Origin of the sequence: Streptomyces sp. NPDC058741 (genome assembly GCF_042746715.1) — a bacterium.
Lineage (GTDB): Bacteria > Actinomycetota > Actinomycetes > Streptomycetales > Streptomycetaceae > Streptomyces.
This window is the reverse complement of the sequence record NZ_JBHYQH010000037.1, coordinates 17,396-41,107: the sequence shown is the minus strand read 5'-3', so window position 1 is coordinate 41,107 and position 23,712 is coordinate 17,396. Positions and strand designations below refer to the sequence as shown.

The window sequence follows — 23,712 nt, the reverse complement described above, 5'->3', positions numbered from 1 at the left end:
GCACACCCAACCGAAGCATCCCCGCACGACACCCTTTGCACCGCAAAGGTCACGCAATGTTCAGGAGCACTCCATGCGAACCCAGAGCCGACGCGCGCCACGCGCCTTCCTTGCCGTGGCAGCCGCAGGGACGCTGATCACCTCACTCGCCGCCTGCTCGGGCGCCGGCGGGGCCGGATCCAGCGGCGGCGACGCCATCAACGTCCTGATGGTGAACAACCCGCAGATGGTGGAGTTGCAGAAGCTCACCGCCGACCACTTCACCAAGGACACCGGCATCAAGGTGAACTTCACCGTCCTGCCGGAGAACGATGTCCGGGACAAGATCAGCCAGGACTTCGCCAACCAGGCCGGCCAGTACGACGTCGCCACCCTCAGCAACTACGAGATCCCCATCTACGCCAAGAACGGCTGGCTCCACTCCCTGGACTCGTACGTCGAGAAGGACAAGGCCTTCGACCAGGGCGACATCCTCACGCCGATGACGCAGGCCCTCACCGCGGAGGACGGCAAGCTCTACGGCGAGCCCTTCTACGGCGAGTCCTCGTTCCTGATGTACCGCAAGGACGTCTTCGAGAAGGCGGGCCTGAGCATGCCCGACAAGCCCACCTGGCAGCAGGTCGCCGACCTCTCCGCGAAGGTGGACGCGGAAGATTCCGGCATGAAGGGCATCTGTCTGCGCGGCCTGCCCGGCTGGGGTGAGGTCATGGCCCCGCTGACCACGGTCGTCAACACCTTCGGCGGCACCTGGTTCGACAAGGACTGGAAGCCGCAGCTGGACTCCAAGGAGTTCAAGGAGGCCACGCAGTTCTACGTCGACCTCGTGCGCAAGCACGGCGAGTCCGGCGCCGCGCAGGCCGGCTATGCCGAGTGCCTGAACAACATGACCCAGGGCAAGACGGCCATGTGGTACGACGCCACGGCCGGCGCCGGCTCCCTGGAGGCCTCCGGGTCCCCCGTCAAGGGCAAGATCGGCTACGTCCCGGCCCCGGTCGAGAAGACCGACAGCTCCGGCTGGCTCTACACCTGGGCCTGGGGCATACAGAAGGCGTCCAAGAACTCCGAGAACGCCTGGAAGTTCATCTCCTGGGCCTCCGGCAAGGACTACGAGAAGCTCGTCGGCGAGAAGGTCGGCTGGGCCAACGTGCCGGCCGGCAAGCGGACGTCGACGTACGACATCCCGCAGTACCGCAAGGAGGCGGCCGCCTTCGCGGACGTCACCCGGGACGCCATCGCGAGCGCCAAGCCCGAGGACCCGGGCGTCCAGCCCCGGCCCGCGCCCGGCATCCAGTTCGTCGGCATCCCCGAGTTCACCGACCTGGGCACCAAGGTCTCCCAGGAGATCAGCTCCGCCATCGCCGGGCGCCAGTCCGTGGACAGCGCGCTGAAGAAGGCGCAGGAGCTCGCCGAGACCGTAGGAAAGAAGTACGAGGGATCATGACCGTCGCCACTCCCCCCACCCGGGTCGCCGCCCCCCAGCGGTCGGCGGCCCGGCGGCCCAACCGTACCCGGGCGTGGGCCACCCGGGCCCCCCTGCTTCCCGCGCTGATCTTCATGATCCTCGTGACGCAGCTGCCCTTCGTGGCCACCCTCGTGATCTCGTTCTTCGACTGGAACGCGCTGTACCCGGCCGACCGCCACTTCGCCGGCCTGGCCAACTACTCGGAGGTGCTGAGCACCCCCGACCTGCGCAAGTCGGTGATGACGACCGTCCTGCTGACCGTCACGGTCGTGCTCGTCAGTCTGGTGCTCGGACTGGCACTGGCCCTGCTGCTCGACCGCAGGTTCCGGGGCCGGGCCGCCGTGCGCACCATGCTGATCGCGCCCTTCCTGCTGGTGCCGATCGCTGCCGCGCTGCTGTGGAAGCACGTGCTGTTCAACCCCGAGTACGGCCTGTTCAACGGCATCCTGCACTGGATCGGCGGAGACGGTGCGCCCCAGCCGGACTGGATCTCCGAGATGCCGCTGATGGCGGTCGAGGCCTCGCTGATCTGGCAGTGGACGCCGTTCATGACGCTGATCCTGCTCGCCGGACTGCAGAGCCGCGACACGCAGCTGCTCGAGGCGGCCCGCATGGACGGAGCGAACGACTGGCAGATCTTCGCCCACATCACCCTGCCGCACATGCGCCGATACATCGAACTGAGCGTGCTGCTCGGCTCGATCTACATCGTGCAGAACTTCGACGCGGTGTACACCATCACCTCCGGCGGCCTGGGCACCGCGAACCTGCCGTACACCATCTACCAGACCTTCTACCAGGCGCACGAGAACGGCCTGGCCTCGGCGGCCGGCGTGATCGTCGTCATCGGTTCGCTCGTCCTCGCGACCTTCGCCCTGCGGGTCGTGTCGTCCCTCTTCCGCGCGGAGGTGTCCCGCTGATGACCGCCGTCACCACCACCGCCCCCCAACGGCCCCCGCGCCGCCGCCGGTTCCAGGGTGCCGCCCTGGGCATGGCCGCCTGGCTGGCCGGCCTCCTGTTCGTCCTGCCCCTTCTCTGGATGGTCCTGACCTCCTTCCACTCCGAGGCGGACGCGGCGACCAACCCACCCTCCCTGGCGGCCTCGCTCACCCTGGACGGCTACCGCGAGTTCTTCGGCGTCGACGGGGGCGCCAGCCCCTGGCCCGCGCTCACCAACTCGATGACGGCCTCCGTGGTCTCGACACTGCTGACCCTGCTCCTCGCCCTGCCGGCGGCGTACGCGCTGTCCATCCGGCCGGTGAGGAAGTGGACCGACGTCATGTTCTTCTTCCTGTCCACCAAGATGCTGCCGCTGGTGGCGGGCCTGCTCCCGATCTACCTGTTCGCCAAGAACACCGGCCTGCTCGACAACATCTGGGCCCTGGTCATCCTCTACACGGCCATGAACCTGCCGATCGCGGTGTGGATGATGCAGTCGTTCCTCTCCGAGGTGCCGGCCGCGATCATCGAGGCGGCACAGATCGACGGCGCCCGACTCCCCACGATCCTGGGGCGCGTGGTGGCCCCCATCGCCCTGCCCGGCATCGCCGCCACGGCACTCATCTGCTTCATCTTCAGCTGGAACGAGCTGCTGTTCGCCCGGGTGCTGACCGGCGTGGTCGCCGAGACCGCCCCCGTCTTCCTGACCGGTTTCATCACCAGCCAGGGCCTGTTCCTGGCGAAGGTGTGCGCCGCGTCGCTCGTCATCTCCCTGCCGGTGCTCGCCGCGGGGTTCGCCGCTCAGGACAAGCTGGTCCAGGGCCTGTCGTTGGGAGCCGTGAAATGAAGGCCGCCGTCATCGAGTCCGTGGGCAAGGCCGTCGTCACCGAGGTCCCGGACCCGACGCCAGGCCCGCGGGAGGTCGTCGTCCAGGTCGCGGCCTGCGGTCTGTGCGGCACCGACCTGCACATCCTCCAGGGCGAGTTCGCCCCGAAGCTCCCGATCGTGCCCGGGCACGAGTTCGCGGGCGAGGTGGTCGGCGTCGGCACCCGGGTCACGGAGGTGGCGGTCGGCGACCGGGTCGCCGTCGACCCCTCCCTGTACTGCCACGAGTGCCGCTACTGCCGTACCGGCCACAACAACCTCTGCGAACGCTGGGCGGCGATCGGTGTGACGACGGCCGGCGGGGCCGCCCAGTACGCCGTCGCCCCCGTGGCCAACTGCGTGAAGCTGCCCGAGCACGTCCGCACCGAGGACGCGGCGCTCGTGGAGCCCTTGTCCTGCGCGGTGCGCGGCTACGACGTGCTCCAGTCCCGCCTCGGCGCGCACGTGCTGATCTACGGTTCCGGCACGATGGGGCTGATGATGCTGGAGCTGGCCAAACGCACGGGAGCGGCCAGCGTGGACGTCGTCGACGTGAACCCGGCCCGGCTGGAGACCGCCCGCCGCCTCGGCGTCTCGGCGGCGGCGGCGAACCCGGACGAGCTCGACCGCCCGCAGGGCTGGGACCTGGTCGTCGACGCGACCGGCAACGCGGCGGCGATCCAGGACGGACTGGACCGGGTGGCGAAAGCGGGAACGTTCCTGCAGTTCGGTGTGGCCGACTACGCGACCCGCGTGACGATCGACCCGTACCGCATCTACAACCAGGAGATCACCATCACCGGCTCGATGGCGGTGCTGCACAGCTTCGAACGGGCGGCGGAACTCTTCGCGAACGGCGTCCTCGACCCCGAGGTCTTCATCTCCGACCGCGTCCCGCTGGAGCGCTACCCGCAGGCGCTGGAGCAGTTCGCGGCGGGCGTCGGCCGCAAGATCGTGGTCGTGCCGTAGGGCATCCGCGCCCCGGGCGGGGCAGGCGAAAACCGGTGGCACTCCCGCCTCCCCGCCCGTACGCTCGCGGCATGCCACGACCGCACGGATTCAGCTACGAGCAGCACACCGGCGGCACCGTCCGCATCACCCACCACGGCCGCCCCGCCACCACCCTGAACGGCGCCCGGGCCGCCCGGTTCCTCGCCGGGGTCGAGGGCTCCGACACGCAGCGGGTCATGGCCCGCTGGACCGGGAACTACCAGCGCGGCGACGGACGCGCCGCCCGCGACCACCCGCGCAACCGCCGCTGACCCGATCGGCCGCAAGGTAAGGGAACGGCAAAACCACCTCGCTCGTTCACCCGGCATGACAGCTATGACCCCCGGCTCGAACATCCCCCTGTCCGCCGCCCGCGTGACGGTGGACGTCGCCGCCCCGGTGCGGCTCGACGTTTCGGGCCTGCTGCTCACCGCCGACGGCAAGGTGCGCTCCGACGACGACTTCATCTTCTACAACCAGCCCTCCGGCCCGGGCGTGACGTACCGCTCGGGCGGCGGCGCCGCGCCCGACGTGATCACGGTCGACACGACCGCCCTCCCCCCGGGCATCGAGAAGATCGTCGTCACGGCGAGCCCCGACGCCGCGGGACAGACCTTCCAGGGCATCGAGCCGACGGCCACGATCCGCGACACCGACGACGGCTCCGTCCTGGCCACGTTCACCCCGCCGCAGCTCGGCAACGAGACGGCCCTGGTGATCGTGGAGATCTACCAGCGCGGCGGCCGGTGGAAGGCCCGCGCGGTCGGCCAGGGCTACGCCGACGGCCTGGCGGGCATCGCCACGGACTTCGGTGTCTCGGTGGAGGAACCGGCACCCGCCGCCGCCCAGCCGGTGACCCCGCCGCCGCCCGCGCAGCCGCCCGCCCCGCCCGTCGCCACGCCCGCCGCGGCGCCGGCCGCCCCAGCGACGCCTCCCCCGCCCGCCGCGGCACCCGGCGCCGGGAAGATCAACCTCGACAAGGGCCGCGTCAGCCTCCAGAAGAACCAGACGGTCTCCCTCATCAAGGGCGGCCGCCCCCTGCTCTCGCAGGTCCGGATGGGCCTCGGCTGGGAGCCGGCGTACCGCGGCAAGGACATCGACCTGGACGCCTCGGTCATCGCCTACGGACCGCAGCGCAACCACATCGACAGCTGCTACTTCGGCAAGCTGCAGATCGTGGGCGGCGCGATCCGGCACTCCGGCGACAACCTCACGGGTGAGGGCGGCGGGGACGACGAGGTCATCACGGTCGACCTCGGCCGCCTGCCCCAGGAGGTCACGGGCCTGGTCTTCACGGTCAACTCCTTCTCCGGTCAGAAGTTCACGGAGGTCGCCAAGGCCTACTGCCGCCTCCTGGACGCCTCGTCCGGCGAGGAGCTGGTCCGCTTCGACCTCACCAGCGCCGAGCCGCAGACGGGCGTGATGATGGCCAAGCTGATCCGCCAGTTCTCCGGCGAGTGGGAGATGACGGCCATCGGCGACTTCGTGAAGTCCCGCACGGTACGGGGGATGGTGAAGCCGGCCGCCCAGGCGCTGTGACGCCATCCGCCCGCACGACTCCCGGGACGCCCCCTGCCCGCAGGGGGCGTCCGGCTGTCCGGCCCGCGGGTGAGACGCCCGGCGCGTGTGGGGAGCGGCCGTCCCGCATGGGTCAGGGCCGGGCACATCCGGGCCCGGCCCCCTCGCCGCTCCACATCAGGTACCTCCCGCCGCGACGGCCCCGGCAGGCCCACCGGGCAGGCCGTGACGGCCGTACGGGTGCCGATGAGCAGGCAGATCCCGGCACCCGCGGCCGGAACGCAAGCGGGAACGTGGATGGTCGGCTCGGCCTTCGCGGACACGCCGTCGGTCCACGCACGCGGCACCGCCCAGACCCGCCGCCTCAGCGGTCACCGTCGCCGCAGGGGCGCAACCCCTCCGTCAGCAGCGTCAGATAACGGCGGAGCTGCCCGCCGTCCGCGTCCGCCAGCTCCGACGCCGTCGCCATGCCGTGGGCGAGGCGGAGCACCTCGACCGGCTCGACGTCTCCGCGCAGCGCACCCGCACGCTGGGCGGCCCGGACCAGCCGGGCCGCCGCGCTGTTCACCGAGTCGCCGCAGACGGTGGCCGGCGCCGAGTCGCCCGCCGCGACGGCCGGGCCGAGCAGGGCCTTCAGGCCGCGCATCCGGACGAGTCCGGCGGCGAGTTCGTACAGCCACTCCGTGAGCGCCTCGCCCGGCGGCAGGCCGGCCGCGAGGTCGTCGGCCCGCCCGGCCATCGCCTCGATCCGGTCCAGATACACGGCCTCCAGCAGCGCGTGCCGGTTCGGGAAGTGCCGGTACAGCGTGCCCGACCCCACCCCGGCCCGCTTGGCGATGTCATCGAGCGACGCGCTCTCCCCGTGCTCGGCGAACGCCCGCACGGCCACCTTCAGCAACCGCTCGTAGTTGCGCCGAGCATCCGCCCGCATGGGCCTGACCTGCGCCACGCAGCCACTCCTCCACGAACCGGGACCCTCTGCGCACCTTACCGACACAGGCGCGCCGCGCGTCCGGCGGCGAGTACGGGCCCGGTCAGGCGGACTGGCGCACCACGAGCTCGGGCGTCACCCACGCGTCCGTGCCGCGCAGCGGCTCCTCGCCGGCGTGCAGCCGCGCCACCTGCTCCACGGCCAGGCGTCCCAGCCGCCGCTTGTCGATGTGCAGGGTGGTCAGGGCGGGTTCGACCAGCTCGCCCAGGGAGAGACCGTCGAAGCCCAGCACGGCCAGGTCGCCCGGAACGCTCCGGCCGTGCCGGCGGGCGGTGCGCATCGCGCCGACCGCGATCAGGTCGTTGAAGCCGAACACCGCGGTCACCTCGGGCCGGTCCCGCAGCAGCCGTTCCATCCCGGCCTCGCCGCCCGCCACGCTGTGCTCGGAGCAGGTGACGACCCAGTCCTCGTCGACCGGCAGGCCGAGCCGCCGCGCCTGCTCCAGGAAGGTCCGCCGACGCAGGCCGGGGCCGTGCACGCCGTCGAGCATGCCGATCCTGCGGTGCCCGGCGCCGTAGAGGTGGTGCACGCCCTGTTCGACACCGGTGGCGGCGTCCGTGCCCACGGCGGCGAACCGGGTCTGCTGCGGGCCGCGCTCCAGCAGCACCAGCGGGACCCCGCCGAGGTGCCGCGTGAGCACGTCGTCCGGGTCCTTGAAGTAGCCGACCACCGCGTCCGCCTGGTGGGAGAGCACGTCGAGGGCCTGCCGTTCCCGGGTCTGGTCCAGCCGGGAGTCCCACACGACGACCTGCCAGCCGCGCTGTTCCGCCGCCTCCAGCACCCCCGCGGCGACCTCGGGGAAGTACGGGTTGCGCAGGTCCGGGATGACCAGACCGGCCGTCACCGCCCCCTTCCGGACGAGTCCGCGCGCGAACCGGCTCGGCCGGTAGTCCAGGAGCCGGGCCGCCTGCAGCACGCGCTCCTTGGTGCCCGGGTCGATCTCGCCCTTGTCGTTGACCGCGCGGGAGACCGTCTGCCGTGACACCCCGGCCAGCCGCGCGACGTCGTGGATCGTGGCCCGGCGCCGCTCACCGTCCGGCCGCTCCCGCTCCGGCTCCGACCCCGCGCGCTGCTTGTCCGTCCACATGCGGAGCACTGTAGTCGGCGGCGGACAGGGCCCGGCACGGGCGGCCGTACGGGTGTAAACGCCCCGGAAGTGTCCGCGGCGTCGCAGGTCAGCGGGGTGCCGACGGGACCCGGCCCGCTCAGTCGCCCAGCTCGGTGAACAGGGTCAGCTGGAGAGCGCCGGGGGCTTCGAGGCGGGAGTTCAGGGAGTTCCAGGGGGTGCGGGTGGGTTCGGCGACGACCTCGGCTCCGGCGGCGGCGAGCCTCGCGGTGGCGGCGGTGGAGCCGTCGACCTGGAAGGCGACCCGGACGTGCCCGGCGACCCGCCGGCCGACCTCGACCTCGTCGATGAGCGCGGCGTGGTTCGGATCGGTCAGCTCCGGCCGTGGAGGGCGCCGCCCGGCAGCGGTCCGGGTCGCCCGTCCGGGAGCGCGGGACGTACGACTCCCGGTCCACCGCCGCGTGCCCGCGCAGACCGAACGGCCGCAGTCGACAGTCGTGGGCGGGTGCACCCCTGGATAGGCTCCCGTACCCGTGAGCGCCGCACCACTCAGGAGACGGGTACGCCGGGTGGACAAGCCGGTAGCTGTCATCGTCGGCGTGGGGAACGTGCTGCTCTGCGGCGTGCTCCTCGTGATGATGATCGGCGGGCTGCCGGGCTTCGGGGCGACCACCCGGGAGCAGGAGACCGCCGCTTGGATCCTCGCGGCCCAGATCTTCGGGGGCTGGCTCGCGGGCGGGCTGATGCTGCTCTCCGGGCTGGGTATGGCGCGGGCCGTGTTCAGCCACCTGGCCACGATGCTGTTCACGCCCGCCGCGCTGATTCTGATCCTGATGCTCTTGTAGTGACGTGCAGCATGAGGTCCAGCAGGCACGGAGCGTCCCGAGCTGTGCCGGCGCCCGGCGTCGGACAGGCGGCTCTGAGCACCGGGGCGGCCAACTGCGTCGGCGGAGACGCGTCATCCGGCCTGCACGACGTCGCGGTCGGGTTGCGGTCTTGAGGGGACGTCAGGCGTCAGCCGCAGCGGAGGCCCTTTCCCGCCGCGGATGCGGACGGGGCCGTGGCCCGCACTCCCCGCGTGGTGCGGGCCACGGTGTCTCAGGCCGCCCAGGGCCAGTCGGCGTTCCGGGAGGCCTCGATCAGCGGAACCATGCGGAAGGCAGCGTCCGACAGCCCGCCGAAGGTGTGCCGGCTCGCGGTGCCCGACGGGCCGTGGCCCGCCCGGTACCCGGCGAAATTCCAGGTGTAGACCGGCACGTCGGCCGGGACCTGCTCGGTGGGGTCACCCCGGTGGTGGGACGTGTACTGCTCGTCGGTGACGATCAGCACCCGGTCGTGCTTCCTGTAGTGCCGGCGCACGGCCTCCGTGGTGTCGGTGCCGCCCAGGTCGCCGAAGCGGTCGAGGATCCTCAGCACGGACTCGCCCCGCCGGAACCGCACGCGGTCGCTCGTCGAGCCGAACTGGACGAGGTCCGCGCGCTCCGCCCGCAGCGCGAGGGCCGTACCGAAGATCGCCGCCGCGTCGGCCCGGGTGAGTTCCGAGCGGTCGGACAGCCGCGACCAGAACATGGAGCCCGAGCGGTCCACGAGCACCAGCGTCCGGCCGGGCAGCGCGGGCACGTTGGCCAGCGAGTGGCCGAGAGCCCGCTCCAGCGGGTACGACCAGCGCAGCGACGGCGCGTGCCGGTACGCGGCGAGGTAGCGGAAGGGGAACTGCCGCGAGCGCGTGACCTCCGCCGGGTCACCGATCCGCGCGGCGACCCGCTCGGCGACCTCGTCGCATACGCCGGCCTCGTCGAAATTGCGCAGGTTGCGCAACAGCGCCATCGCGCCCATCGACGGGATGACGGCCTCCCAGGCCGCCTTGTCCATCGGCCCCTGCAGCCAGCCCGCGAGCATCTCCCACGTCATCCCGGCCTCGGCCAGCCGCTCGGCACCGCCCTCGGAGGTCACCAGCGCCCGCCGCTGCTCGACGGGCAGCGCCATCAGCTCGCGGTGCGCGGCCAGCGTCCGGCTGGAGGTGGGCGGCACGGCGGTGTCCGGGTGGTGCCGCCGGTCGAGCGCGTAACGGAACAGCTCGCCCTGCCACGGCTTGTCCGGGTCGGGGGCGGCGTGCACGAGGTTGAGGACGTCCCCGAAGCGGTAGCCCTTGGAGGCGGTGTCGTACTTCAGCAGCGCCTTGCCGTGGTAGAGCCGGCGTACGGCGTCGGCGATGCCGCGCTTGACCGGCTTGGGCACACTGCGCCCGTGGGTCGTGGTCCAGTACGCGAGCAGTTCACCGGGCTCGTCGGGCCGCTGGAGCACGGAGTCGACGACCTTCCGGTTGGAGGGACCGCCGGTCGCGCCCGCGTCCAGGCGGGCCTTGACGTATTCGGCGGCTCCCACCAGGGACGCCGTGCGCAGGTTGCCCGCGCCGCGCAGCCAGCCGAGCAGGCCGGCCGTCCACTCCGGGTCGGTGACGGCGCGTTCGCGCATCAGCTCCGCGAAGCGGTCGTCGCGGCCGCCGGCGCTCTCGTAGAAGGTCCGCTGACCGACGAAGTTCGACACGGCGAGCAGGAACAGCTCGGAGCGTGCGTCACGCTCGCGGCCCCGGCCGCCCTCGTAGGTGCGCAGCACGCGCCCCGTGGACGTCACCCGCGAGACGGGACGCGTCCGCGCCGCCTTGCCGTTGAATCGCGCCATGATGATCTCCCCCGAAATCTCTGTGGTGTTCGAGGGGACGCGGCACGGAAAAGGAGGGTGCCCGAGAACAGAAGTCGGCGACGGACTCATCCGGAAGCTCTGCCGATTGAGCTACAGCGACCCGAAGTCGCAGACGGGACTCGAACCCGCAACCGTCCGGTCAAAGGAAGTAACCGTTGCCTGCGCACCGGGCACCCACCCGATGCCGCGCCTCCCGAGATCAAGTCGGCGGCGGCGTCGGATTCCTGGAAGAGAAGGAGCCGCCGCCATCGCACCGGGAGGTGCGTGACGTTGTGATCTCACTCTAGGAGGCGCGTCACCGGAACTGCGAGCGAATTACCTACCGCTTCTGCCGCTTCCAGGGCCCCGTGATGGCGAGCAGGATGCCGGGCGTCTGGATGTTGGCGAAGAGAGTGCGGCCGTCGGGTGAGAAGGTGACGCCGGCGAACTCGCTGTACTCGGGCTCCTCCTCGGTGCCGAGGTTCAGTTCGTTGCGTGCGATCGGATACGTCCGCCCGCTGTCGGTGGCCCCGAACAGGTGCTGCACGCCGTCCCCGTCCTCGGCGATGACGAGCCCGCCGTACGGGGAGACGGTGATGTTGTCGGGTCCGTCGAACGCGCCGTCCCCGGCGGGGTCGGGATTCACGCCGAGCAGGACCTTCAGCGTCAGGGTGCGGCGCCCGGGGTCGTAGAACCAGACCTGCCCGTCGTGCTGGACGGGGCTCTCGTCGCGGGCGAAGGAGGAGACGATGTAGGCGCCCCCGTCGCCCCACCACATGCCCTCCAGCTTGCGGGCGCGGGTCACCTCGCCGTCGGCGAACTGCTTGCGCACGGGGGTGGTCCGGGCGTCGCGGTCGGGGACGTCCACCCAGTCGACGCCGTAGACGGTGCCGATCCTCGTGGCGCGGGACAGGTCGTCGACGAACCGGCCGCCGGAGTCGTAGCACTTGGGCGCCTGGAGGACCCCGGCGTCGTCGGCGAGCCCCCGGAACTTCCCGGGGCCGTAGGCGAATCCGCGCGGCGGGGTCCAGCGGAAGAGCAGGCCGTTGGGGTTGGAGGCGTCCTCGGTGAGGTAGGCGTGGCCGCGCTTGGGGTCGATGACGACGGCTTCGTGGTCGTAGCGGCCGAAGAACTTCAGCGGCTTGGGGTCGCGGTTGGCGCGCCGGTCGCAGGGGTCGACCTCGAAGACGTAGCCGTGGTCCTTGGTCATGCCGTTGACGCCGGCCTTGTCGGAGTTCTCCTCGCAGGTCAGCCAGGTGTCCCACGGGGTGCGGCCGCCGGCGCAGTTGGTGGAGGTGCCGGCGATGCCGACCCACTCGGCGACGCGTCCGTCGGGGCGGACCTCGACGACCGTGCAGCCGCCGGCCGCGGCCGGGTCGTAGACGAGGCCCTCGGTGAGCGGCACCGGGTAGGCCCACTTGGCGCGCGGGCCCTTCAGCTCGTGGTTGTTGACGAGGAGGGTGGTGCCGCGGGGCCCGTCGAAGGTGGCCGTGCCGTCATGGTTGGACGGCGTGAACTCGCCCGTCTCCAGCCTGGTCCTCCCGCTGTGGGTGAGGACCCGGTACGTGAAGCCGGCGGGCAGCGCGAGGATGCCCTGCGGGTCGGGCACGAGCGGCCCGTAGCCGACGCTGTGCCGGGCGTCCGCGGCGGCCTCGCCCGCGCTGTCGGTGTCGGAGGACGCGAGGGCCTGGGGAGCGGAGGCGAGGGCGCCGACACTGCCCGCCAGCGCGACACCGGCCCCGGTGATCGCGGAGTTTCTGGCGAAGTCCCTGCGGGTGAGCGACATGGGTGTCTCCTGTGACGGTGAGGATGCCGTGGAGGGTGGCGGACCTCGTTCGGCGACACCGTTCCGCTCACATGTGAACAAGGGTTGAACAACGCCCCGGGGGCGCGGGGAACGGCGCGACAAGCCACGACGACGCCGCACCCGCGGATCGAGGATCACCCCCCCTGCTGCGACCGCGCCTTGAACGCGGCCTTCCGCGCCTCCTTGGCGACCTTCCTGTCGGGATGCAGCCGCCCCATGGCCTCCAGCACGTCGGCGGTCGCGGGGTGGTCGACCCGCCACACCGCCGTGAAGAACCCGCCGTGCTGCTGTGCCAGCCCCTCCACCAGCGCCCGCAGCTCCTCGGAGTTCCCCTCCGCGGCAAGCTGAGCGGCCAGCGTGTCGATGGTCAGCCAGTACACCATCGCCTCGGACGGCGCCGGCACGTCGGCCGCGCCGTGCTCGGTCAGCCACACCCGGGCGAGCCCGCCCAGCTCGGGATCGCCGAGCACCTCCCGCAGCGCCGGTTCGGCCGAGGCGCCCACGAGGGACAGCGCCTGCTGGCACCGCAGCCGCCGCAACGGCGCCCCGGCGTCCGAGCCGCGCGCCGCCGCCAGCAACTCCCGTGCGGCGGCGAGCGCTTCACGCCGGGCGAGCCACTGCTCGGTCTCGGCCTGCGCGGCCGCCGGCGGGAACGCCGCCGTACCGTCGAGCAGCGCGTCGGCGCCCTTGTCCGCGAGGTCGCCGACGGCCGGCGCGTCGAAACCGGCCGCCAGCAGGCGGGCCCGCATGCCGTACAGCCCGAGCGGGGTGAGCCCGACCATGCCGTAGCGGGAGACGTCGGTGTCGTCGACGGGCGCGGCGGGCTCCTCGTCGAGGTCGGCCATGAGCGCCTCGTCGACGGGCCGGTACACGACGAGGCCCACCGGCTCCAGCATCCGGAACTGGGCGTCCAGCCGCATCATCGCGTCGGAGACCTGCTCCAGGACGTCGTTGGTGGGCTCGCTCATGTCGCCGGGCACGATCACCGACGCGGCCAGGGCGGGCAGCGGCACCGGGGCGCCGCCGGGCGCGTCCTCGCCGGTGACGAGCAGGTAGAGGTTGCCGAGCACACCGTCGAGGAACTCGGCCTCGGCCTCGGGGTCCCAGTCGAGGGCGGACAGGTCCACCTCGCCGTCGTCGCCGAGAAGTCCGTCCAGGTCGGGCACGCTCGCGTCGGCGAGCACCGTCTCCAGGGCGGCGAGCCACACGGTGAGGACGTCCTGCGGCGATCCGCCGGTGAGCAGCGCCAGTTCCCAGCCCGCCCGGACGGTGCCCTCCTCCTCGTCGGCGACCTCGACGAGCCCGGTGTCCACCGCGACCCGCCACGCCTCACCGGCGTCGGCGGCGGCGTCGTCCCCGCTCAGCCCGAGCGCCTCGGCGGCCAGGGGGAGCTGCTCGGCGACGAGCCCTCCTCCGGCGTCGACACGGGTGTCGGGACCGGCCCAGCGGGCGAGCCGGACGGCCCGGGACAGCAACGGCGTGGACAGGGCGTCGCGCGCCAGCTCCGCTTCGGTGTGCAGCCGCACCGGCGGCAGGGGGGAGCTGTCTGACATCGGCTGTTTCTCCTAGCGCGCCTCAGGTGACTCAACCGCTCAGCCTAGACGGATTTCCACCCATGCCGCCCACTTCATCTCCCCGTCAGCCGCCGTACATGGCCGAAACCTTGACAAGTGACATGCACAGGCTACAGATTGACGCGCGTAGAAGTCGGCGGACACCTGTTCACCGGGCCGCCCCCACCACAGGGCCCGTCCACGGCTCTCTACACGCGTCAACCGCCCGCCCCACAGGTAGCGGCACACAGTCCACGCACCACCCTCATCCCGGCGCCCTGTCACGTCCCCGGAGGGAATCCCGTTGCCGAGCAAGTCGTCCGCGCGTCTCGCCGCGCTCACCGTCGCCGCCGCGTGTTCCGCGGCCTCCACGATCGTCCTCACCACTCCCGCGCACGCGGAGTCGGTCCGCATCCACGACATCCAGGGCAGCACCCGGACGTCCCCGTACGCCGGCAAGCAGGTCACGGACGTGGCCGGAATCGTCACCGGCATCCGGGCCTACGGCTCGGCCCGCGGCTTCTGGATCCAGGACCCGGCCCCGGACGCCGACCCGGCGACCAGCGAGGGCGTCTTCGTCTTCACCGGCTCCGCGCCCAAGGGTGTCGCGGTCGGTGACGCGGTCACGGTCAACGGCACCGTCTCCGAGTACGTCCCCGGCGGCACGTCCTCCGGCAACCAGGCCCTGACCGAGATCACCAAGGCGACGACCACCGTCGTCTCCAGCGGCAACGCGCTCCCCGCCGCCACGGCCGTGACCGCGGACTCGGTTCCGGACGCCTACGCCCCCGAGGGCGACGCGGCGGCCGACGGTTCGATCAACGCCCTGCCCCTCCACCCCTCGGCGTACGCCCTGGACTACTACGAGTCGCTGGAGGGCATGACGGTCCGGGTCGCCGACACCCGCGTCGTGGGCGCCACCGACCCTTACACCGAGCTCTGGGTGACGGTGAAGCCGCACGAGAACCCCAGCCGCCGCGGCGGCGCGGTCTACGGCTCCTACGGCGCCCAGAACACGGGCCGCCTGCAGATCCAGTCCCTCGGCACACCGGCCGCCTTCCCGAAGGCGAACGTCGGCGACACCCTGGAGGGCGCCACCACCGGCCCCCTCGACTACAGCCAGTACGGCGGCTACACCCTGGTCGCCAGCGAACTCGGCACACTCGAGAGCGGCGGCCTGGAGCGCGAGACGACCCGCGAGCAGCGCTCCTCCGAACTGGCGGTCGCCACCTACAACGTCGAGAACCTCGACCCGTCCGACGACACCTTCACCGCGCACGCGTCCGCGATCGTGAACAACCTGCAGTCGCCGGACATCGTGTCCCTGGAGGAGATCCAGGACAACAACGGCTCGAAGAACGACGGCACCGTGGCCGCCGACCAGACGCTGGACAAGCTGATCGACGCCGTCGTCGCGGCCGGCGGCCCGAGGTACGACTGGCGCTCGATCGACCCGGCCGACGGCGTCGACGGCGGCCAGCCCGGCGGCAACATCCGCCAGGCGTTCCTGTTCAACCCGGAGCGCGTGTCCTTCGCCGACCGCCCGGGCGGCGACGCCACCACCGCGACGGGCGTGACGAAGAGGCGCGGCAAGGCGCACCTGACGCTCAGCCCCGGCCGCATCGCCCCGACCGACGCGGCCTGGGAGGACAGCCGCAAGCCGCTGGCCGGCGAGTTCGTCTTCCGCGGCCGCACGGTCTTCGTCATCGCCAACCACTTCAACTCCAAGGGCGGCGACCAGCCCCTGACCTCCCGGTACCAGCCGCCGTCCCGCAGCTCCGAGACCCAGCGCCACCAGCAGGCGACCCTGGTGAACGCCTTCGTCAAGGACATCCTCGACACCCAGAAGAACGCGGACGTCGTCACGCTCGGCGACATCAACGACTTCGAGTTCTCGCAGACCGCGAAGCTCCTCGAGGGCCGCGGCGAACTGTGGTCGGCGATCAAGTCGCTGCCCCGCAGCGAGCGTTACTCGTACGTCTACCAGGGCAACAGCCAGGTCCTCGACCAGATCCTGATCAGCCCGTCGATCCGCCGCGGCTGCGACTTCGAGTACGACAGCGTGCACGTCAACGCGGAGTTCCACGACCAGATCAGCGACCACGACCCGCAGGTCCTGCGCTTCCGCCCGTGACACGGCAGGGGGCCGGCCCACCGGCCGGCCCCCACCTCACCCGGGCAGCAAGCCCAGAGCGTGCTCGTACCGGCTGCCGGTGACCCTCACGATCCCCGGATGGGCCCGCACCCGCTCCCAGGCGCCGTCGGCCCGCGCGGCGAGGGCCCGCTCACAGAGCTCGGCGCTCTCCCACTCCGCGTAGTTGAGCACGTGCCCGCCGTCCGTACGGACATGGAAATGGGCGGACACCAGCCCCGCGTGCCCCTCCGCCAGCGCCTTCAGCACGAGGTCGACCCACTCCTCGGCGTCACCCGTGAAGTCGATCCGCGCGCACGCGCACGCACGGACGTGCCGGGGGGTGCCCGCCCGCAGCGGTCGGCGCGTCAACGCCAGCACCGATACGCGACTCCATCGCGCCGATCCGAGGACGGACACCCCCCCCCGGCGCGGCTCCGCCCCACTCAAGGCCGGCAGGCGCGACGCGCACCCCCACCGAACCAGCCACAGGCCGCCGCAGGCACCCACCCCGCAACGGCCCACCCGACAGCCCCCGCGCACCCCACCGAAGCCGCCACAGGCATCACCGCATCACCGATGTCCGTGCGAGGACCTCCACCACACCCCGACGGCCACAGCCCCCGCGGCGGCCCCCGCCACCAGCACCGGCTTGGGATGCCGCAACCCGGCCTGCACCACCGTCCGCACCGGCCCGGGCCCCGTATGCGCCGCCCGCTCCTGCACGGAGTGCCCCGCGTGGGCCGCGGTGCTCCGCAGCTGCACCGTCATCGCCCCGGCCTTGTCCCGGAGGTCGGCGGCCCGGGCCCGCGCCCTGCCCTTCACGTCGGCCTTCCCGGCCAGCTCCTCCACGGTGTCCCCGAGTTCGCTGCGCGTCCGCTGGATCTGCGCCCGCAGCTCATCGGGCCCCTTCGCCCCACCCGTCGGTTCGGTCATCGATGCGCCCTTTCCTTGATCTCCTCCACGTCCGCCCGGACGCTCCCCAGCGTCTCCTCGGGCGTCGGCGGCGCGGCCCGCCGCAGCTGCCCCCGCCCGGCAACGGCCAGCACGGCCGCGAGGGCGAACAGCACTCCCGTCACGATGAGCGCAGCGGCCCAGACGGGCACCACCACGGAGAGAGCGGCGGCACCGGTGCCGGCCAGCGCGAGGAACCCGGCGTAGGCGACGGCGCCCGCCGCGCCGAGCAGCCCGCCGCCCCGTCCCGCCCGTCGCCCCTTCGCGGCGATCTCCTCCTTGGCGAGGGCCACCTCCTGCCGCACGAGCCGGGAGAGCTGCTCCGCGGCCTGTCCGACGAGTTGCCCCACGGAGTGGTGCTCGTCGCGCACGGCGACGCGATGATCCATGGTCCCGGTCACGGTGTTCCGCCTCCTCTCGACGCAGGAACCACCGAGTACCCGGACACTCCCTGGTTACCCTCGCACCGGCCACCGACGGAACCTGAAGCACTGCTTAAAGATAAGCCGCACCGAATGTAACTGGAGCTAAGAGGACGGGTTGCCGAGACTACTGCCATGACCCTCCCCTTCGGCCGCGCCCTCTGCGCCATGATCACCCCCTTCACCCCGTCCGGCGCTCTCGACCCGGACGGTGCCCAGCGGCTCGCCGCCCACCTGGTCGGCCACGGCTGCGACGGCCTCGTCCTCTCCGGCACGACGGGCGAGTCCCCGACCACCACGGACGCCGAGAGGTCCGCCCTGATCACAGCCGTCCGCGAGGCCGTGGGCGACAGCGTGTCGATCGTCGCCGGCGTCGGCACCCCCGACACCCGCCACACCGTCGAGCTGGCCCGGGCTGCGGAGAAGGCGGGCGCGGACGGCGTGCTGGTGGTGGCGCCGTACTACAGCAGGCCCCCACAGGACGCGGTCGAGGCGCACTTCCGCGAGATCGCCGGCGCCACCACGCTCCCCGTCATGCTGTACGACATCCCCGCGCGCACCGGGACCCGCGTGGAGCCGGAGACGATCCTCCGCCTCGCCGAGCATCCGAGGATCGTCGCCGTCAAGGACTGCTCCCATGACTTCCTGGCCGCCCAGAAGATCCTGGCGCGCACGGACCTGGCGTACTACGCGGGTTGCGACGAGCACAACCTGGCGCTGTACGCCGTGGGCGGCTCGGGATACGTCAGCACGGTCGCGAACGTGATCCCGGACCACCTGCGAGCCGTCCTGGACACCTTCGACGCCGGGCGCACGACGGAGGCGGCCCGGCTCCAGCTCCGGGCCACCCCCCTCATCGAGGCGATCATGTCGGCGGGCCTGCCGGGCGCCGTCACGGTGAAGGCGCTGCTGAACGCCCTGGCCCTCCCCGCGGGGCCGGTCCGCGCGCCGCTGCGCCCGGCCGGCCCCGCCGCGACCGCCACCCTGTCGTCGCTCCACGCGGACCTGACCGAGGCCTGATCACCGCTCGTGCCGTCGCGACCCGCCTACAGGAAGCCTGGGCGTGAACTGCCGAAGGTCCACCTGATCGCAGAGAACCGGCTGACCCAGTACATGGGTTCAGCGTCGGCCTACGCCGCCGTACTTCGCTCCATCGATGACGACATCGAGACCGTCGTGGAAGAGCGCGCCGAGATGTTCACTTTCGACAAGGTCGAGAACGGAGTCGTGGACATCCGCGACTTCCAGACCACGGGTGTGGTGGCGTTCGCCCGAGGCTGCCCGTTCCACGAGCAGGGGTCCGGCCGCTTCGACGTCATGGACAAGCGCGTCCGCGTCGACGGGAACCATCTGGCCAACTGCGTCGAAGCGGTCCAGAATGTGGTGGCGCTGCTCTCACAGGACCGCCCGCTGAATCCCGCCCCCCAAAAGCAGTCTCGGATTCGCTGTGAGAGCGTCGCACTGGGGGCGGCATGGAGCGACGGCCCGGACTGAGTCGGTCCGGGCCGTCCTCGGGCCGTGGAAGGGCGCTCGACGATGACCAACGTCGACAACTGCCGCCAACTCAGCAGCAGGTCAGAGCGTTGACCCACTACGCGGCCGCAGATCACGGCCCCAGTTGGATCAGTTGTGGCTGTGCAGCACCTCGTTCAGACCGCCCCACACCGCGTTGTTCGGGCGGGCCTCGACGGTGCCGGTGACCGAGTTGCGGCGGAAGAGGATGTGGGAGGCGCCGGACAGCTCGCGGGCCTTGACGATCTGGCCGTCGGGCAGGGTGACGCGGGTGCCGGCGGTGACGTAGAGGCCGGCCTCCACCACGCACTCGTCGCCGAGGGCGATACCGACGCCCGCCTCGGCGCCGATCAGGCAGCGCTCGCCGATGGAGATGATGACGTTGCCGCCGCCGGACAGGGTGCCCATGGTGGAGGCGCCGCCACCGATGTCCGAGCCGTCGCCGATGACGACACCGGCGGAGATGCGGCCCTCGACCATCGACGTGCCGAGCGTGCCGGCGTTGAAGTTGACGAAGCCCTCGTGCATGACGGTGGTGCCCTCGGCGAGGTGAGCGCCGAGGCGGACCCGGTCGGCGTCGGCGATGCGGACGCCCTTGGGGGCCACGTAGTCCGTCATGCGCGGGAACTTGTCGACGGAGGTCACCTGGAGGTGCAGGCCCTCGGCGCGGGCGTTGAGCCGCACCTTCTCCAGGTCGTCGACGGCGACCGGGCCGAGCGAGGTCCAGGCGACGTTGGCGAGGTGGCCGAAGACGCCGTCCAGGCTCTGGCCGTGCGGCTTGACCAGGCGGTGGGAGAGCAGGTGCAGGCGCAGGTAGACGTCGTGCGCGTCGACGGGCTTCTCGTCGAGCGAGGCGATGACCGTGCGGACAGCGACCACTTCGACGCCCCTGCGGGCGTCCGGGCCGACCGCCGCGGTGGCGCCGCCGCCGAGCAGCTCCGCGGCACGCTCGGCGGACAGCCGCTCGGTGCCGGACGGGCCGGGCTCGTCGGCGAGCCCGGGCGCGGGGAACCAGGTGTCGAGAACGGTGCCGTCGGCGGCGATCGTGGCGAGGCCGGCGGCCACGGCGCCGGTGGTGCGAGGAGCAGTCGTGTCGGTCATGAGGGCAACCTAACCGGCCGGGGCGGGTCGGGGCTAACCCGGGCACGGGGCGTCTCAGGGTGCGAGCCGCCCCGCGGGGCCGGGCCCCGGCGCCGGCGGCCGGGGAACCCCAGCGCTCCCGCCGGCGGCGCCCCGGCCCCTCAGCCGATCACCCGGCGCCCAGCACCTCCCGCGCGTGCTCCTCGTCGTACGGCACCTCTGTGAGCACCTGCAGGCAGATGCCGTCGATGACCGCCACCCGCGCCCGGGCCGTCGCCGGATCGGTGCGCCGGGACAGCAGCTCGGCGACCCCCTCGGCCCACGCGGCGGCGACGGGCCGCAGCGCCGGTCTGCGCAGGGCGGCGAGGTACAGCTCGTACTCCAGCTCCACGCCCGTGCGGTCGCCCGCGAGCCACTCACCGATCCACCCGGCGAGTTCGGCGGCCAGATCGGTGCGGGGGTCCTCCGGGCCGCCGCGCGAGACGATGACCTTGGCGAAGTCCTCGTTGGCCTGGCGCAGCGCGGCGACGAGCAGTTCGTCGAGGGTGGCGAAGTGGTACGTCGTCGAGCCGAGCGGCACGTCCGCCTCGGCGGCGGCGGTGCGGTGGCTCAGCCAGGCGACGCCCTTCTCCCCCACGACCCGGATCGCCGCGTCGATGATCCGCTGCCGCCGTCCGTCGGCGGCCGCGCGACGATGCCGCAGTCGGTGAACCACCCCGGCCGCTACCTGCGCCACCGCGACTTCCAGCTCCGCCTGGAACCGTACGAGCAGAGCGATCCGTACCACGCGGACTCGGCGTTCCACCCGGTGGCCGGGCCGGGCTGAGGACACGCGCAGGGGCGGCACCCCGAAGGGTGCCGCCCCTGCGGCGGTTGCGTGGACCTCAGACGTTGAAGCCGAGCGCCCTCAGCTGCTCGCGGCCGTCGTCCGTGATCTTGTCGGGGCCCCACGGCGGCATCCAGACCCAGTTGATGCGCAGCTCGTTCACGAGGCCGTCCGTGGCGGACCTCGCCTGGTCCTCGATGACGTCCGTCAGCGGGCAAGCCGCCGAGGTCAGGGTCATGTCGACGGTCGCGATGTTCGCCTCGTCGACGTGAATGCCGTAGATCAGGCCGAGGTTGACGACGTCGATGCCCAGCTCGGGGTCGACGACGTCCATCAGGGCCTCACGGAGTTCCTCCTCCGAGGCCGGCTTCATCTCCACGGTCTCGCTCATGCCGTCGTCTCCTTCTCGGCGTCGGCTCCGCCCAGCACCTGGGCCGTCGCGTCCTTCCAGGCCATCCAGCTCAACAGGGCGCACTTGACCCGGGCCGGATACTTGGACACCCCGGCGAACGCGACCGCGTCCTCCAGGATGTCCTCCATCGCGTCGTCGGGCTCCAGCTTCCCCTTGGACTGCATCAGCTCCAGGAAGGTCTCCTGGATCTTCCGCGCGTCCGCCAGGTCCTTGCCGACCAGCAGTTCGTTCAGCACGGACGCCGAGGCCTGGCTGATGGAACAGCCCTGTCCCTCGTAGGAGACGTCCTCGATCGTCGTGCCGTCGTACTTCACGCGCAGCGTGATCTCGTCGCCGCACGTCGGGTTGACGTGGTGCACCTCGGCGTCGCCATCCCTCAGACCACGCCCGTGCGGGTTCTTGTAGTGGTCCAGGATGACTTCCTGGTACATGGAGTCCAGCTTCACTGTCTCAGCTCACGCCCTTCAGCCGAAGAAGTTCCGAACGTGCTCCAGGCCGTCGACCAGCACGTCGATCTCGGCCGGCGTGGAGTACAGGTAGAACGACGCTCGCGTGGTCGCGGGAATTCCGTACCGCAGGCAGACCGGCCGCGCGCAGTGGTGGCCGACCCGGACCGCGATGCCCTGCTCGTCGAGGACCTGGCCCACGTCGTGCGGGTGGATGTCGCCGAGGGTGAAGGAGATCGCCGCGCCCCGGTCCTCGGCCGAGGCCGGGCCGATGATGCGCAGGTCCGGGACCTCCGTCAGCCGCTTCACCGCGTACTCGGTGAGCGCGTGCTCGTGGGCGAAAATCTTGTCCATGCCGATCGCGTTGAGGTAGTCGATCGCCGCACCGAGGCCGACCGCCTGGGCGATCGGGGGCGTGCCCGCCTCGAACTTGTGCGGCGCCGGCGCGTACGTCGAGGAGTGCATCGACACCGTCTCGATCATCTCGCCGCCGCCGAGGAACGGAGGCAGGTCCTCCAGCAGCTCCTGGCGGCCCCAGAGGACGCCTATGCCGGTCGGGCCGCACATCTTGTGGCCGGTGAAGGCCACGAAGTCGGCCTGCAGGGCCTGCACGTCCAGCGGCATGTGCGGCGCGGCCTGGGAGGCGTCGACGCACACCAGCGCACCGACCTCCTGGGCGCGGCGGACGATCGCCTCGACCGGGTTCTGGGTGCCCAGGATGTTGGAGACCAGCACGAACGAGACGATCTTCGTCTTCTCCGTGATGACCTGCTCGATGTTCGACAGGTCGAGGCGGCCGTCGTCGGTGAGGCCGAACCACTTCAGCTTCGCGCCCGTGCGCTGGGCGAGCAGCTGCCACGGCACGATGTTGGAGTGGTGCTCCATCTCCGTGATGACGATCTCGGTCTCGGAGTCCACGCGGTAGGGCTCGTCGGCCCAGCCCAGCATGTTCGCCACGAGGTTGAGCGACTCGGAGGCGTTCTTGGTGAAGATCACCTCGTCGCGCGAGGGCGCGTTGACGAACTCCGCGACCTTGTCGCGCGCGCCCTCGTACAGCGCCGTGGCCTCCTCGGCGAGCACATGCACACCGCGGTGGACGTTGGCGTTGTAGCGCTCGTAGTACTCACTGAGTGCGTCCAGCACCTGGCGCGGCTTCTGGCTGGTGGCCGCGTTGTCCAGGTACACGAGCTTCCGGCCGTCGTGGACCTGGCGGTCCAGGATGGGGAAGTCCTTGCGGATCGCCTCGGTGTCGAGGAGGCCCGGCAGCTGTGTCACGCGGATACGCCACCCTTCATGTCGACCCCGTCGTGCTTCGCGTATGCCTCGTAGCCCTCGTTCTCCAGCTTGTCGGCGAGCTCGGCACCGCCGGACTCGACGATGCGGCCGCCGGAGAAGACGTGGACGTAGTCGGGCTTGATGTAGCGCAGGATGCGCGTGTAGTGGGTGATCAGCAGGGTGCCGACCTCGCCCGTCTCACGGACGCGGTTCACGCCCTCGGACACGACGCGCAGGGCGTCGACGTCCAGGCCGGAGTCGGTCTCGTCGAGGATGGCGACCTTCGGCTTGAGCAGCTCCAGCTGGAGGATCTCGTGGCGCTTCTTCTCACCGCCGGAGAAGCCCTCGTTGACGTTGCGCTCGGCGAAGGCGGGGTCCATGTTGAGGCGCTGCATGGCCTCCTTGACCTCCTTCACCCAGGTGCGCAGCTTGGGCGCCTCGCCGCGCACGGCGGTGGCGGAGGTGCGCAGGAAGTTCGACACGGACACGCCGGGGACCTCGACCGGGTACTGCATGGCGAGGAACAGGCCGGCGCGGGCGCGCTCGTCGACGGACATCTCCAGGACGTCCTCGCCGTCGAGGGTGACGGTGCCGCCGGTGATCGTGTACTTCGGGTGACCCGCGAGGGAGTAGGCGAGGGTCGACTTGCCCGAGCCGTTGGGGCCCATGATGGCGTGCGTCTCGCCCTGCTTCACGGTGAGGTCGACACCCTTGAGGATTTCCTTCGTGCCGTTCTCGACCTCGACGGTGACGTGCAGGTCTCGGATTTCAAGCGTTGCCAT

At 71.6% G+C, this 23,712-nt stretch carries 25 protein-coding genes and 1 pseudogene; 11 read left to right on the top strand and 15 right to left on the bottom strand.

The window, feature by feature from the left end:
* Positions 1 to 73: 73 nt before the first annotated feature.
* The 6 genes from ACFW6P_RS24940 to ACFW6P_RS24915 all read left to right on the top strand — a co-directional run bounded on the left by ACFW6P_RS24940 (position 74) and on the right by ACFW6P_RS24915 (position 5,794).
* Positions 74 to 1,441: an ABC transporter substrate-binding protein gene (locus ACFW6P_RS24940; protein ID WP_386358436.1), complete on the top strand. Its 1,368-nt coding sequence runs from the start codon at positions 74 to 76 to the stop codon at positions 1,439 to 1,441.
* The gene (locus tag ACFW6P_RS24935) at positions 1,438 to 2,382 is read left to right on the top strand and encodes a carbohydrate ABC transporter permease (RefSeq protein ID WP_386358434.1); all 945 of its coding nucleotides are present in this window, start codon (positions 1,438 to 1,440) and stop codon (positions 2,380 to 2,382) included. Before ACFW6P_RS24940 ends, ACFW6P_RS24935 begins: the two co-directional genes overlap by 4 nt.
* Positions 2,382 to 3,248, top strand: a complete 867-nt coding sequence (locus ACFW6P_RS24930) for a carbohydrate ABC transporter permease (protein ID WP_386358432.1) — start codon at positions 2,382 to 2,384, stop codon at positions 3,246 to 3,248. Before ACFW6P_RS24935 ends, ACFW6P_RS24930 begins: the two co-directional genes overlap by 1 nt.
* Positions 3,245 to 4,234: a zinc-dependent alcohol dehydrogenase family protein gene (locus ACFW6P_RS24925; protein WP_386358431.1), complete on the top strand. Its 990-nt coding sequence runs from the start codon at positions 3,245 to 3,247 to the stop codon at positions 4,232 to 4,234. Before ACFW6P_RS24930 ends, ACFW6P_RS24925 begins: the two co-directional genes overlap by 4 nt.
* Positions 4,235 to 4,305: 71 nt before the next feature.
* The gene (locus tag ACFW6P_RS24920; RefSeq protein WP_386358429.1) at positions 4,306 to 4,527 is read left to right on the top strand and encodes a hypothetical protein; all 222 of its coding nucleotides are present in this window, start codon (positions 4,306 to 4,308) and stop codon (positions 4,525 to 4,527) included.
* Between the two features lie 64 nt (positions 4,528 to 4,591).
* Positions 4,592 to 5,794 (top strand): TerD family protein, encoded by a 1,203-nt coding sequence (locus ACFW6P_RS24915; protein ID WP_386358466.1) that lies wholly within the window; start codon positions 4,592 to 4,594, stop codon positions 5,792 to 5,794.
* 343 nt (positions 5,795 to 6,137) lie between these two features.
* Here ACFW6P_RS24915 and ACFW6P_RS24910 read toward each other — a convergent pair whose 3' ends face one another.
* The 3 genes and pseudogenes from ACFW6P_RS24910 to ACFW6P_RS24900 form a co-directional block, all read right to left on the bottom strand.
* Complete coding sequence (locus ACFW6P_RS24910; RefSeq protein ID WP_386424842.1) at positions 6,138 to 6,722, bottom strand: TetR/AcrR family transcriptional regulator; 585 nt, start codon at positions 6,720 to 6,722, stop codon at positions 6,138 to 6,140.
* Between the two features lie 85 nt (positions 6,723 to 6,807).
* On the bottom strand, positions 6,808 to 7,851 hold the full coding sequence (locus tag ACFW6P_RS24905; RefSeq protein WP_386358425.1) for a LacI family DNA-binding transcriptional regulator: 1,044 nt from the start codon (positions 7,849 to 7,851) through the stop codon (positions 6,808 to 6,810).
* Between the two features lie 118 nt (positions 7,852 to 7,969).
* Positions 7,970 to 8,254, bottom strand: a pseudogene (locus ACFW6P_RS24900) (VOC family protein); the annotation flags it as partial.
* 145 nt (positions 8,255 to 8,399) lie between these two features.
* Here ACFW6P_RS24900 and ACFW6P_RS24895 point away from each other — a divergent pair.
* Complete coding sequence (locus ACFW6P_RS24895; RefSeq protein ID WP_386424840.1) at positions 8,400 to 8,675, top strand: hypothetical protein; 276 nt, start codon at positions 8,400 to 8,402, stop codon at positions 8,673 to 8,675.
* Between the two features lie 253 nt (positions 8,676 to 8,928).
* On the opposite strand, the gene ACFW6P_RS24890 is transcribed toward ACFW6P_RS24895, so the two are convergent.
* The 3 genes from ACFW6P_RS24890 to ACFW6P_RS24880 all read right to left on the bottom strand — a co-directional run bounded on the left by ACFW6P_RS24890 (position 8,929) and on the right by ACFW6P_RS24880 (position 13,872).
* Positions 8,929 to 10,512, bottom strand: a complete 1,584-nt coding sequence (locus ACFW6P_RS24890; protein WP_386424837.1) for a TROVE domain-containing protein — start codon at positions 10,510 to 10,512, stop codon at positions 8,929 to 8,931.
* Positions 10,513 to 10,852: 340 nt separating this feature from the next.
* Positions 10,853 to 12,298, bottom strand: coding sequence for an alkaline phosphatase PhoX (locus ACFW6P_RS24885; protein WP_386424834.1), 1,446 nt, complete (start codon positions 12,296 to 12,298; stop codon positions 10,853 to 10,855).
* A 155-nt stretch (positions 12,299 to 12,453) separates the two neighbouring features.
* Positions 12,454 to 13,872: a hypothetical protein gene (locus ACFW6P_RS24880; protein WP_386358420.1), complete on the bottom strand. Its 1,419-nt coding sequence runs from the start codon at positions 13,870 to 13,872 to the stop codon at positions 12,454 to 12,456.
* A 304-nt stretch (positions 13,873 to 14,176) separates the two neighbouring features.
* Here ACFW6P_RS24880 and ACFW6P_RS24875 point away from each other — a divergent pair, with 304 nt between their 5' ends.
* Positions 14,177 to 16,006: an endonuclease/exonuclease/phosphatase family protein gene (locus ACFW6P_RS24875; protein WP_386424832.1), complete on the top strand. Its 1,830-nt coding sequence runs from the start codon at positions 14,177 to 14,179 to the stop codon at positions 16,004 to 16,006.
* A 36-nt stretch (positions 16,007 to 16,042) separates the two neighbouring features.
* On the opposite strand, the gene ACFW6P_RS24870 is transcribed toward ACFW6P_RS24875, so the two are convergent.
* From ACFW6P_RS24870 to ACFW6P_RS24860, 3 genes are all read right to left on the bottom strand, one after another.
* The gene (locus tag ACFW6P_RS24870) at positions 16,043 to 16,384 is read right to left on the bottom strand and encodes a hypothetical protein (protein WP_386358417.1); all 342 of its coding nucleotides are present in this window, start codon (positions 16,382 to 16,384) and stop codon (positions 16,043 to 16,045) included.
* 192 nt (positions 16,385 to 16,576) lie between these two features.
* Positions 16,577 to 16,939, bottom strand: a complete 363-nt coding sequence (locus ACFW6P_RS24865; RefSeq protein ID WP_386358415.1) for a DUF3618 domain-containing protein — start codon at positions 16,937 to 16,939, stop codon at positions 16,577 to 16,579.
* Positions 16,936 to 17,358, bottom strand: coding sequence for a phage holin family protein (locus tag ACFW6P_RS24860; protein ID WP_386358413.1), 423 nt, complete (start codon positions 17,356 to 17,358; stop codon positions 16,936 to 16,938). The genes ACFW6P_RS24865 and ACFW6P_RS24860 overlap by 4 nt, the downstream gene beginning before the upstream one ends.
* Before the next feature lie 156 nt (positions 17,359 to 17,514).
* Here ACFW6P_RS24860 and dapA point away from each other — a divergent pair, with 156 nt between their 5' ends.
* Together dapA and ACFW6P_RS24850 are read left to right on the top strand one after the other, a co-directional pair.
* Positions 17,515 to 18,399 carry a 4-hydroxy-tetrahydrodipicolinate synthase gene (gene dapA, locus ACFW6P_RS24855; RefSeq protein ID WP_386358411.1) on the top strand — a complete coding sequence of 295 codons (885 nt, stop codon included), beginning with the start codon at positions 17,515 to 17,517 and terminating at the stop codon, positions 18,397 to 18,399.
* Between the two features lie 9 nt (positions 18,400 to 18,408).
* Entirely contained in the window at positions 18,409 to 18,873 is a 465-nt protein-coding gene (locus ACFW6P_RS24850; RefSeq protein WP_386358409.1) for a hypothetical protein, read from the top strand.
* Between the two features lie 129 nt (positions 18,874 to 19,002).
* On the opposite strand, the gene dapD is transcribed toward ACFW6P_RS24850, so the two are convergent.
* On the bottom strand, positions 19,003 to 19,992 hold the full coding sequence (dapD, locus tag ACFW6P_RS24845) for a 2,3,4,5-tetrahydropyridine-2,6-dicarboxylate N-succinyltransferase (RefSeq protein WP_386358407.1): 990 nt from the start codon (positions 19,990 to 19,992) through the stop codon (positions 19,003 to 19,005).
* 148 nt (positions 19,993 to 20,140) lie between these two features.
* Positions 20,141 to 20,686, bottom strand: a complete 546-nt coding sequence (locus tag ACFW6P_RS24840; RefSeq protein WP_386358406.1) for a TetR/AcrR family transcriptional regulator — start codon at positions 20,684 to 20,686, stop codon at positions 20,141 to 20,143.
* On the opposite strand from ACFW6P_RS24840, the gene ACFW6P_RS24835 reads away from it, so the two are divergent.
* The gene (locus ACFW6P_RS24835) at positions 20,678 to 20,797 is read left to right on the top strand and encodes an AbfB domain-containing protein (protein ID WP_386358404.1); all 120 of its coding nucleotides are present in this window, start codon (positions 20,678 to 20,680) and stop codon (positions 20,795 to 20,797) included. The two genes, ACFW6P_RS24840 and ACFW6P_RS24835, sit on opposite strands and share 9 nt — an antisense overlap.
* Before the next feature lie 58 nt (positions 20,798 to 20,855).
* Here ACFW6P_RS24835 and ACFW6P_RS24830 read toward each other — a convergent pair whose 3' ends face one another.
* The 4 genes from ACFW6P_RS24830 to sufC are packed head-to-tail and all read right to left on the bottom strand — an operon-like array spanning position 20,856 to position 23,712.
* Positions 20,856 to 21,188, bottom strand: a complete 333-nt coding sequence (locus tag ACFW6P_RS24830) for a metal-sulfur cluster assembly factor (RefSeq protein WP_386424828.1) — start codon at positions 21,186 to 21,188, stop codon at positions 20,856 to 20,858.
* Entirely contained in the window at positions 21,185 to 21,655 is a 471-nt protein-coding gene (gene sufU, locus ACFW6P_RS24825) for a Fe-S cluster assembly sulfur transfer protein SufU (RefSeq protein WP_386358400.1), read from the bottom strand. Before sufU ends, ACFW6P_RS24830 begins: the two co-directional genes overlap by 4 nt.
* Positions 21,656 to 21,673: 18 nt before the next feature.
* Positions 21,674 to 22,930 carry a cysteine desulfurase gene (locus tag ACFW6P_RS24820; RefSeq protein ID WP_386358398.1) on the bottom strand — a complete coding sequence of 419 codons (1,257 nt, stop codon included), beginning with the start codon at positions 22,928 to 22,930 and terminating at the stop codon, positions 21,674 to 21,676.
* A complete protein-coding gene (gene sufC / locus ACFW6P_RS24815; protein ID WP_386424825.1) occupies positions 22,927 to 23,712 on the bottom strand; it encodes a Fe-S cluster assembly ATPase SufC in 786 nt (261 codons plus the stop codon). The genes ACFW6P_RS24820 and sufC overlap by 4 nt, the downstream gene beginning before the upstream one ends.